The sequence below is a fragment of the Akkermansia sp. 54_46 genome (genome assembly GCF_001917295.1).
GTDB classification, from domain to species: domain Bacteria; phylum Verrucomicrobiota; class Verrucomicrobiia; order Verrucomicrobiales; family Akkermansiaceae; genus Akkermansia; species Akkermansia muciniphila.
The window spans coordinates 459,903-470,813 of the sequence record NZ_MNUD01000036.1 but is presented as its reverse complement, the minus strand read 5'-3'; the positions used below and the strand labels follow the sequence as shown (position 1 = coordinate 470,813).

General features: G+C 59.1%; 7 protein-coding genes. 2 read left to right on the top strand and 5 right to left on the bottom strand.

Annotation, left to right across the window (positions count from 1 at the left end):
* The first annotated feature begins 183 nt into the window (after positions 1–183).
* Positions 184–681: a hypothetical protein gene (locus BHW66_RS12765; protein ID WP_022197577.1), complete on the top strand. Its 498-nt coding sequence runs from the start codon at positions 184–186 to the stop codon at positions 679–681.
* A 147-nt stretch (positions 682–828) separates the two neighbouring features.
* On the opposite strand, the gene mfd is transcribed toward BHW66_RS12765, so the two are convergent.
* The 4 genes from mfd to BHW66_RS12745 all read right to left on the bottom strand — a co-directional run bounded on the left by mfd (position 829) and on the right by BHW66_RS12745 (position 8,789).
* Positions 829–4,005 (bottom strand): transcription-repair coupling factor, encoded by a 3,177-nt coding sequence (gene mfd / locus BHW66_RS12760; protein WP_102758515.1) that lies wholly within the window; start codon positions 4,003–4,005, stop codon positions 829–831.
* Positions 4,006–4,132: 127 nt separating this feature from the next.
* Positions 4,133–5,338, bottom strand: a complete 1,206-nt coding sequence (locus BHW66_RS12755) for an SHD1 domain-containing protein (protein WP_179219141.1) — start codon at positions 5,336–5,338, stop codon at positions 4,133–4,135.
* Positions 5,339–5,352: 14 nt separating this feature from the next.
* On the bottom strand, positions 5,353–7,905 hold the full coding sequence (locus BHW66_RS12750) for an MFS transporter (RefSeq protein WP_102758516.1): 2,553 nt from the start codon (positions 7,903–7,905) through the stop codon (positions 5,353–5,355).
* Between the two features lie 32 nt (positions 7,906–7,937).
* Positions 7,938–8,789, bottom strand: coding sequence for a hypothetical protein (locus tag BHW66_RS12745; protein ID WP_180973411.1), 852 nt, complete (start codon positions 8,787–8,789; stop codon positions 7,938–7,940).
* A gap of 261 nt (positions 8,790–9,050) precedes the next feature.
* On the opposite strand from BHW66_RS12745, the gene BHW66_RS12740 reads away from it, so the two are divergent.
* Complete coding sequence (locus BHW66_RS12740; RefSeq protein ID WP_046437019.1) at positions 9,051–9,884, top strand: hypothetical protein; 834 nt, start codon at positions 9,051–9,053, stop codon at positions 9,882–9,884.
* A gap of 148 nt (positions 9,885–10,032) precedes the next feature.
* Here BHW66_RS12740 and BHW66_RS12735 read toward each other — a convergent pair whose 3' ends face one another.
* Positions 10,033–10,866 (bottom strand): histidinol-phosphatase, encoded by an 834-nt coding sequence (locus BHW66_RS12735; RefSeq protein WP_022197570.1) that lies wholly within the window; start codon positions 10,864–10,866, stop codon positions 10,033–10,035.
* Positions 10,867–10,911: the final 45 nt, after the last annotated feature.

The following is a 10,911-nucleotide window of genomic DNA, read 5'->3' as shown; positions in this document are numbered from 1 at the left end:
GCGGGAGTGTCTCACATGGGACAAATGACCCTTACGATTTTTCAAAATTGACCCTTACGGGCATTTATGGGCTTAACTTCTTGCGCCACCCTTCCATTTTTCCCCGGAACGCACGTATTTTCAACCGTTTTCAAGCTTCTTCAAGAGAATTCAACCCTTTTCAAGCATTTATGGTTGGTCACAATGCTGGGCATTTTGTATTCCCAGGGGTGGGGGGTGGATTATTCCGCAGAGATGGTCATGAGGCTGTCCAAACTGTTGGCCGGTTCCGGTTATGATTTGTCGTGGCTCACTTTGTCCGCCCCCATTTTAGCCCATTGGGAGCTTCTGGGTCAGCAGGAGGGAACTTATACGCGGATGTGCTGTTCCATTCCGGACAGGAAGATGAACCAATTTTCAGGCGTGCGTCTGGTGCGGACTTCCAAAGAGGGGGGAAGTCTCTTTATTGACAAGGTGATCCTGCTCAGGGATGGGCAGGAAGTTATGTCCCGTTCTTTCCGTTCGGCTCTTACCCAGGAATCTCCTGTTCTGGAGGTGTCCATGAATATGGATGATTACGCAGAGAATGTAGAGAATTTCGAGTGGTCAATAGAAGTGATCATGGCTCCGGCCAACACATGCGGCATCATGGAAATGATGCGGAAAAAGGAGCTTTCCAACGGTAAAGAGAAGCAGATTTGATGGAAAGCTGCCGGAGCGGTCTGGCGGATACGCGGTTTCGTATTCCTGCCGCAACCCCGTTCCCGGCATGGAAAGGGGCAAGAACTGTTTTCCGGGTTTTCATGTTTTCCCATGGGTGAATTCAGCCACGAGATGACCGCAGCGGATTTAAATGTTTTTCAGCATGTCCAGCGTTTCCCGGAGTTTGTCCGCGGGAGCGGCGCTTGCCAGCCGCGGGAATTTGTTGGACAACAGGATAAAATCCCCGTTTCTGGTGAGCATCAGGCGCTGCCCGCTGATTTCCACCATGGAGATGTTGGCATGAGATGCCAGGATTTTGATTTTGTGGGAGTCCAGCAGGTGGCGCACCGTTTCCGGCGCGGGGCCGAAGCGGTCTTCCCAGGCGCGGAGCAGATTGTCCGCTTCCTTAAGGGTCCGGACGGTGGCCAGATCCTTGTAGGCGGAGATGCGCAGGGCCGCGTCACTAATGTATTCCCTGGGAAGGAAGGCTCCCAGATAGTCCTTGCGGGATTTTGCGGCGAACTGCGTTTCGCTGTTAATGATAAAGTCCGTTCTTAGAGCCGCATCCGGACGGGGGGCCGTGCGTTTGCCCTGCATCTGGGCGATGGATTGCTGGAGAAGCTGGCAATACAGGTCAAAGCCTATGGCGGCGATGTGGCCGCTCTGCTGGGTTCCCAGCAGGTTGCCCGCACCGCGTATTTCCAGGTCCCTCATGGCAATTTTGAAGCCGGAACCCAGTTCCGTATACTGTTTGATGGCGGAGACGCGTTTGCGGGCGTCTCCCGTGGCGGCGGCGGATCTGGGGAGCATGAGGTAGGCGTAGGCCCGGTGGCCCGCACGGCCCACGCGGCCGCGGAGCTGGTAAAGGTCCGCCAGTCCGAAGCGGTCCGCGCGGTCAATGATGATGGTGTTGGCGTTCGGAATGTCGATGCCGGATTCGATGATGGTGGTGGCCAGCAGGATGTCCGCTTTCCCCTGCACGAAGGTGCGCATGACCTTTTCCAGTTCTTCTTTAGGCATTTGGCCGTGGCCGATGACGATGCGGGCCTTGGGCACCAGGGCCTGGATGCGGTCCCGGAACAGTTCGATGGTTTTCACGCGGTTGTGCAGCAGGAAAATCTGTCCTCCGCGCTCCAGCTCGCGTTCCATGGCCTTTTTCATGATGCGTTCGTCGTAAGGGCACACGCTTGTCTGGACGGGCTGCCGGTTGACGGGCGGGGTTTCAATGGAGCTCATGTCACGTGCTCCCATCAGGGCAATGTACAGGGTGCGGGGAATGGGCGTGGCGGACAGCGTCAGCACGTCAATTCCCTTGAAGCGTTCCTTGAATTTTTCCTTGTGCCTGACGCCGAAGCGCTGTTCCTCGTCAATGACTACCAGGCCCAGATTTTTCATGGATACGTCATCGGAAATGAGCCGGTGCGTGCCTATGACGATGTCCACAGCTCCCGTTCTGAGCCCTTCCAGCGTGGAGCGGATGTCCGCCGCGCTGCTGAAGCGGCTGAGCATTTCAATACGTACGGGGTATTCGCTCATGCGTTCCTTGAACGTGCGGAAATGCTGTTCCGCCAATACGGTGGTGGGGACCAGCACGGCCGCCTGGCGGCCTCCCGTCACGCATTTGAAGGCGGCGCGGATGGCAACTTCCGTTTTTCCGAAGCCCACGTCTCCGCAGATCAGGCGGTCCATGGGGCGGGTGGATTCCATGTCCGCTTTCGTCTGGGCGATGGCGCGGAGCTGGTCCTGGGTTTCCCGGAAGGGAAAGGAGCTTTCAAATTCCCACATCCATTTGCTGTCCGGGGGGTGGCTGTAGCCTTTTCCTGTCTGGCGTTCCGCCTGGACGTTGAGGAGCTGGGCGGCGTAATCCGCCACGGATCGTTCTGCGGATTTTTTGGCGCGCTGCCATTTGGAGTCCCCCAGTTTGTTGAGTTCCGGCGTTTTGCTTCCCAGGCCTATGTATCGTGAAACCAGGTGAGCCTGGCTGAGGGGGACGTGCAGGATCGTGTTGTCCCGGTAGAGGATGTTCATTTCCTCGTCTCCGGAGTCAGGGGAGGCGGAAATGTTGATGAATTTGCCGATGCCGTAGCTGGTATGCACCACCAGATCACCGGGATTGACGTCTTTCAGGGATGCCTGCGCGCGTGCCTTGCGCGCCTTGTCTTCCCGGCTGGCGCGGCGGCGCGCCGTAGCGGACTGGTACCTGCCGAACAGTTCCGAGGAAGAGAGGACGGCCGTTTTCGCTTCCGGGATGCTGAACCCTGCCGGAAGTTCTCCGCGAAGAGGGGTGATGGACAGCAGAGCGGGCGTTCCGGCGCAGATGTCCCGGAAGCGTTCTTCCTCCCCTTCATTGGGGAAGAACATGCTGACATTCCATTTCCGGTCCAGCCATTCCCGGATTTGGCGTTCCGCCAGTTCACGGCGCATTTCCTGCATCACGAAGTCCCCCGCCTCAAAGCTGCCCAGGGGATTGTCATGGATGGCAAGGGAGAAGTCTTCTTCCCCCGCCGCATTTTCCGGGGGAGAGGTGAGGATGCATACGTTCCCCCGTTCCTTGCAGAAAGGGGCGGTAATAACCAGGTCGCCCGGTTTGATCCAGTCCCGCAGGGTTTCCGCGCCCTCGGCTTCCGTCAGTATGAGGTTGACGTGTTCCGCCTTGCGGAAGGAAATCTGGGAATCCACATCAAATTCCCGGATGGATTCAATTTCGTCGTCAAAAAACTCCAGGCGCACGGGGTGGGAGGACTGGAGAGGAAAGACATCCAGGATGCCGCCGCGTCGGGACCATTGCCCGCGGGAAATGACCTGTGGAACACCTTCAAATCCCGCTTCCCCAAACTGCCGTATCAAGTCGTCCGGTGCGTGCGTCTCCCCCGTTTTCAGGGTGATCCCCTGGTTTTGCATGCCGTCGGGGGACGGAACCTCATCGTTCAGGCTGCCTTCCGTTAAAATGATGGTTTGCCCGCCCGTGCGGCTGGAAGAGATGCGGTGAAGGATATTCAGACGTTCCGCGGCGAGCTCCGGGTCCCCCATTTCCTCCCCCAGGGCCACCTCTTTTTCCGGAATGAAGAGGAGGTGGCGCACTCCCCAGGTTTCCAGTTGGGCTGCAAGGGCTTCCTGAGCCCGCAAATGGGGCGCGACCACCCAGGCCCGTGCGGTATCCGGAAGGGTTCTGATACACAGGGCCGCTACAAACGGCACCCCGGGCAGGGAAGTATGGTCGAAAACCGCCTGTTCCTCTGTGCCCAGTTTTGCCAGTTCCCGGTGAAAGGGGGCGGTACGGGCTACCCTGTCCATCAGGGCGGATATGGAAGCTTCTTCTGCCATGCGTGTCTGTGAATCCCTGTTGAGGGAAGTGTGCCGCCTTTCCCTCCCGTGTCAACGGTTTTTCAGGGCACAAACCGCCCTTCGTTTTCCGTCGGGGGACTGTTTCCACGGCACGCCGCGGCATAGTTCAGGAAGAGGAACGGAAGCGGATTTTAACGCCGGCCTTGCGCCATTTCTGTTCAATTTCTTTGGCCAGTTCTTCATAGCTCCGTCCGTCAAGGAGGAGTTTCTGAGCTTCCTTTTCACTGGTTCCGGATTGAATGGCTTTCATGTAATTCTTGATGCGCCGGGCATCGCCCTTGCCGTCCATGTGGTAAAAATAGTAGGCCATCAGGGCGGCCAGGCCGTAGTTCAGGTTGGCGTTTTCTCCCGTGAACTGGGAATAGGGCATGTTCATGTAAGCTTCCAGGCCGGGTGCCTCAAAGTCATCCCCAAGGGCCCGTCCCCCCGTATTTTTTTTGCCGTATTCCGTCACGCGGGAGACAATGTGGGATCGGTTGGCTCCAAAGTTGAAGCGGCCACCGGCATAGGGCGTCATGCCCATGTATTCCGCGGAGCCTTCACAAAACCAGCTGGCCTGCTTAGCCTGCGAAGACATGAGCTGGTGCGTCAGTTCATGGATGAGTGTGGAAGCGTCCTTGTCACGGTCAATGACGTATGTGCTTCCCATGGTTTTGACTCCCAGGGAATCGAACGGAACCAGAATTCTTCCGCGGTCCCCTGGCCGCGTTGTCCCCAGGAAGATGCCCGCCGTGCCTTCGCGTCCGCCGTTTTCCAGATAGGTGCTGAATTTTTCATACAGGTAGGCGGGGAATTTGGCGGAATCGTCATGGGCAGGGGAGTTTCCTATAGGAAGGGTTTTGTTGGCCAAGTGGGTGGCCTCAAAGAGGAGGCCCAGGCGCTTGATCATGCCGGTGCCCAGCTTGGCGTCGCAGATAAAGCGGAAATGGGGTGTTTCATAAATATATTCTCCCGGTTCCTCCTTGATGGTTTCCACCTTGAAATTGTCCGGGCATTTGACGCTCCTGGGCCACGGCAGGTGGTAATTGTCCGCCGTATTGGAGGGGAGTGCCCCACCTTTTTCCTGTTCCGCGATGAAATCCCTGTCTTCCCGGGAGAGCTGGGAGAGGGGAATGGAGACGGTTTGGCCGCCGGAACGTTTCAGCACGGCTTTCTGGCCGTCCAGCCTGATGAATTCTGCTTCCAGTTTTTTCCCTTGGAGGTTGGTCCAGGTGCGCCCCTGTGCAAGGGGGGTAAGGAAAAGGGCGAACAGAGTTCCCGCCGCCAGGCAGAGGCGTGCGGGCTTTTTCATCAGGGGTAAGACGGGAGGCATGAACATAATTGCGTTTAATGTTTGGGACGCGGCAGCATCAGGAGCAGCAGCCCGCAGAACAGCATCAGGCATCCTGCCGCCGCCAGGGTGGTGGTCAGCGGAACGCCCTGATCCTTGAACCATCCCCCAAAGAAGGAGATGAGGGCGCCCACGCCGGCGGATGTGAGGTTGAGGAGGCCATAGCCGGTTGCGGAATAACGCTCGTCGATATGGGAGCGTAGCACAGGCATGAGGGTGGCGTCCAGTGATCCCTGCGCCAGCCCCTGCGTGGCGACCAGACCCAGCATGAGCACGAGCGGGACGGTGATGTCCCAGCCGAAGATGCCGGGCAGCAGCGCCAGAACCACCAATGGGCCGGATATGGTGAAGGTGATGCCCGGCACCAGGGCGCGGGCGCGGGCGTTGCGCCTGTACCACATGTCCGCCAGGATGGCGCCTCCCAGCACGGCGACGTATTTGGCCACGGAGCTCCACAGGGTGGCGGCGGGGCCCGCTTCCGCGGAGGAGAGCTGGTATTTGTCCTGAAGCAGGGTGGGATACCAGGTGAGAAGGAACCAGTTTCCGGCTCCGGCAAAGGCCACTACGGCCAGTAGCATCCACATGGGGCGTCCGCTCAGAAGGCTGGAAAGGACGGCTCCGGTGGAAAGTTTGGAAGAGGGTTCCTTGATGGCCTGTTCGTCATTGTCCACATTGAGCAGCACCGTTTTTTTCTCCGGTACGGACGGTTTTTTTGCCTGGGCCGTATCCGCCGGGGCTTTGGACGGATCTTTCAGGAACAGGATGAGGATGACGGCGTACGCCACGCCGATGAGGCCGAACAGGGCGAATGTCATGCGCCATCCCGTCCATGAAGCCATGGTGGCACCGAAACCGGCGACGGCCATGCCTACATAGATGCCGCTCATGTGCAGGCCCGTAGCGATGGAGCGCGTGCTGCCGCGGTGGTAGTCCGTAATCAGGGCCAGGGCGGCGGGGATGTAGAACGCCTCGCTGATGCCCATGGCGCCTCGCGCAATGAGCAGGGAAGTGTAATCTTCCGCATGGCCGGTCCACCATGTGACCACGGACCAGACGACGAGAGAGCAGAGGATCATCAGCCGGCGGCTGTAGCGGTCCGCCAGAAAGCCGCCCACCGGGCTGAGCAGGGCGTAAATCAGCAGGAAAACGGAGGTGACCATGCCGAACTGGGCTTCCGTCTGTGGAATGTCCCGTACGATGGGTTCATGCAGGGCGGAAAGGAGCTGGCGGTCAAAATAGTTCAGCATGACCACAAACCACAGGACAATGACGGCTACCCAGGCCCACAGGCCCGGCTTGGTGTTCGGGTCCGTGACGGAGGCAACATTTTTAACGCCGTTGCGCACGGCGGAGACGATGATGATCGCCAGGACGATGATGGTCAGAATGAGAACGGCGTAATCAACCGTGCTCATTTCAAAGTGGTAACCTGCGGAGGCGGAGGCGTTTACGGGAGTCCGGACGCCCGGGGCCGTTTCCCCGCTGATGGTCATGATTTCAGAGCCCCTGACAACGGCGGGAACCGTGGCGATGCCCACGGGCCATTCCCCCTGGCGCGTCCATGTGTTTCCGATGACGTCGTAGACCAGGATATCCCGGGACTGCGCCACAGGCCTGGACGGGTCCGGCGAGTTGCCGCGCTTGTCTCCGCCGATCAGGAGAATGGAGTTTTCCCGCACCGGGGCGGGACCCGCGGCGGCGGCTACGGGCATTCCCGGTCCGGCAAGCTGCTGCCTGCCGGAGGAGCCCCATTTGGAAGGGTCCTTGGACGTCATGTCGTAGCCGATCATGTCGGAAAGATACGTCCTGGAGGTTTCTCCGGAGTTATCCCTGGACAGGGAACAGCCGCCTATGATGAACAGGGTGCTGTCGCAGACGGCAGCGGTGGAGAGAATGCGCCCCTCTCCGGGAAAAGGGGGAAGGGAAACCCATTTCATTTTATCCGTGTCCGGCGTGGTGTCCAGCATGTAGATGGTATTGAGTGCGGTTTCCGGCTGCTCCCGGTCTCTGCCGCCGATGACGAACAATTTGTTCCCGTGGGCGGCGCAGGAGGCTTCCGTTACGGGGACGGGAAGGGGAGGAAGCTTTTCTACGGAGCCGTCCGTTTTAATCAGCAGGGCATCTTTCAGGATGCCCTGAGCATTGTGGCCTCCGGCCACAGCCAGCCCCTTGCCCACGCTGGCAAAGGCGGCGTAACCCAGCGGGACGGGCAATGTTCCCGCCTTGCTCCACTGGCCGTTGCGAAGCTTGAAAATATCCTGGTAGTAGGTTTTGGGGCCGCGTTCCTCCGGAGTTGAGGCGCCCGGCGCAGCCTGGGGGAAGTTGGCGCCCCCTGCGGCGATGACGGACTGGCTGCCGTCGTCTTCCGTGACGGTTCCGGCAACCATGCCGGCGCGGCCTGCCGGGTCCGGAAGGTCGGGAACAGTTCCGGACGTCCGGACATCCACGGAAAAGGAGGCGTCAGCGGCCGGAGCCGCGATGAGAAGCAGGGCTGCCAGAGCGGAGCCGCAAGCCTTGGAAATTCGGGTAAGGGAGCGTGTCATGTGCATATGTTGAGAGGTTTAATTGGATTCCGGTCAAATCAGGGGAGGGAGATGCTCCACACTTCAGGAGAGCGCCTGCCGGGTTTGAGCTCTCCGTTCACGGCCGCGAAACGATCCTGCCACGCGCAACACGGAAGGACAGCCCTGGGCGCGGCGATGGGGCCTGCGTCGTGCCATGTCATGTCTGCCGTGTCCAGGCACAGGGATTGGTTATTGAAGCCGGGATTAGTTTGGGGAGTGTATTTTTTTCCGGAGCCGTCATCCCCCCCAAGCAGGTAAATGACGCCGTTTCCGGAAACCGGGGCCGGGGTGGGGGCTGCGGCGATGGCGTAAGGCATGTCCGGCAGGCGCGTCCATCCGTGTTCCGGAGTATAGCTCCAGGCTTCCTTCAGCAGTTCCCGGACCTGTTGGCCGTCCTGTTCCCGCAGGCCGATGCCGCCGAGCACGTACAGGGCTCCGTCTGTTGCGGCCATCTGATGCAGGAAGCGGCCGCGGCCCGGCAGCGGGGCCTGTTCCAGCCATCCCTGTTCCGTCCGGCGTGTGTCCAGCATGAAGACCCGGTTGGTGCAGTCCTGCTCGCCGGGGCGTTCGCACCCTCCTGTAAGATAGACTTTCCCGTCCAGGACGGCAGCCGCCGTATATGCCAGGGCGATAGGGAGGGAAGGGAAAGGATGCGTGGTGACAGTTCCCTTCGCGAGATTCAGCAGGTAAACGTCTTTCCGGTGCCCTTCCTTGCCGCAGCCGCCGATGCACAGCAGGCCTTCCCTGATGCCGGCGGAGGCGCCGTATGCATAAGGCACGGGCAATGTGCCGGCCTCTTTCCATTCGTTTTCCCCCGGAGAGAGCGTAAAGATACGGTCCGTCCACGTTTTGGCTCCCCCTTCAAGCATGGGCTTTCCCGGGAAATTGGTACCTCCTGCACAAATCATTATTTCTCCGCAGGTCCCTGCGTACATGCCGGCGAAGCCTTCCGGATCGGGAAGGGCGGGTAAAGGTGTCCAGGATGAAGAATAGCGGCTCATAATACGTGTAAATGACTCGCCATATACTAGCTAAAAACCGGCGGCTGCGCCAGTATTAACCTCTGGTCCTATTTTTTTGAATAAATTCCTTTCCTTGCGCCTCTTACCAACGTAGAAGAGGTTAATCATATGAAAACAGGAACCCGTTTGTTGATTTTATGCCTCCTGGCTCCTGCCGCCCTGGCGGAAAATATGTCCCTGCGGTCCGGCAGGGTGCTGAAAGACGCCGTTGTGGTGTCTTCCGGAGATGATTTTGTCAATATCCAGTACACGGACGGGGTGGCCAAGGTTTCCTATAAAGATTTGACGGATGCCCAGCAAAGGGATTACAGGATGACGCCGGATGAAGTGAAGGCCAGGCTGGACCAGCGAAGGATGGAGGAAGCGGCGCGCAGAAAGAAGGCGGAAGAAGCCAGGAAGGCGGCCGATGAAGAAGCCAGGAAGATCCGGGAGTCCCTGTCTGAGGCGGAGCGGCATCCCCGCTATCTGGAAGGGGCGGATATTTCCCGCATGTTTTTGCTGATGGGGGAACTTACCAAGGTGGAGGCGGAGGTTATGGCTCTGCAGTGGAATGCCCTGGAAGCGGACCGTGTGGGTTTGCCGGAAGACGCCCGCGTTTTCCGCGCAAGGGCGGCAGCCTATCAGGAGCAGATAAGCGCCATCCGTAAAAAAAGGGAAACCGCAGAACAGTATTGGCAGGATTTGGAGAAGAAATACCTGGCCTTGAAAGACGGTACCCAGAAGAAGATTGCAGATTTGAATAAGCAGGTTTCCCAATTGCAGGGGGAAGTGAGGGAGGTGGCCAGCCAGCCGAGAACGGAACGCATCATTGTCCCTCCGATTATCAGGACGTGGAATTACCCGCCGCCGCCTGTCATTATCCGGCCCCAGCCGCCCCCTCCCCGTCCCGTGCCTCCGCGTCCGATACCTTTGCCCGTAAAGCCGAGTTTGTACAGAAGTTAAAGATGCTCCGGAGCGTTCCCTTTTCTGTCCATGGGCCTGTGCCGTTTACTGGAAAAAGGGACGGACGGATGGGAATACGGGGAACAGGCCGCCCGTGCGGCTGCCGCCAAGGCCTGCCGGAACATTCCTTTGCCGCGGAGGGAAAGCATCAGATTCCGGGCAGGGGGAACAGTTTCATGCGGCCCCCCTGGAAGGAGGCCAGATGCCTGAATCCTGCCTGCCGGGCCAGTTCCCCGGCCCGCTTGAAATCCCGCCCTACATCCTCCGGCCTGTGGGCGTCTGAACTGATGGTGAGGGGAATTCCCGCCTCCGCCGCCATTTTCAGGAATTGCCCGTCCGGATATTGTTCCCCGCACTTGTTGTGCCAACCGGCTGTGTTAAGTTCCAGGCAGGCTCCGGTTTCCCGCATGGCTTCCAGCGACGGTTCATAATAACGGCGCAGGTCTCCAGAAGGGCGGAAGCCGAATTTTTTAATCAGGTCCGCGTGCCCCATGATGTGGAACATTCCGGAGGCGGCCATGTTCCGGAAGCGTTCCCAATACTGTTCCCATGCGTCCTCCACATCCGTCCGGTGCCAGAAATCCATCCTGTGGGGATTGTCGAATTCCTCCTTTTCCCCCAGATAATGGACGGAACCGATCAGGTAATCCCATGCGTGCAGGCCCTGCAGGTGCTCTATCCATGGTTCGATGCCGGGAAACCAGTCGCATTCCAGAGCGGAACGGACCGTCAGTCCGTGCAGCGCGGCGCATTCACGGGCTTCCGTGAGCCAGTCCAGGTAGGCCGGCATGTCCGCCTGCTTCATGCGCCAGTCGTCAAAAGGTTCCCCAGGCATCGGGGCATGGTCTGAAATGCCGTATTCCCGGAGTCCGGCTCGGACGGCTGCCTGCACATATTCCTGCGGAGTGCCGGAGGCGTGCAGGCACAGGGGGGTATGGGTATGGTAATCGCAGTACATGGAGGGGAATGCCCATGCTAGCATGGCGGAGCGGACGGTTCAACCCGGAGGGATGTCTTTGTTCATTAT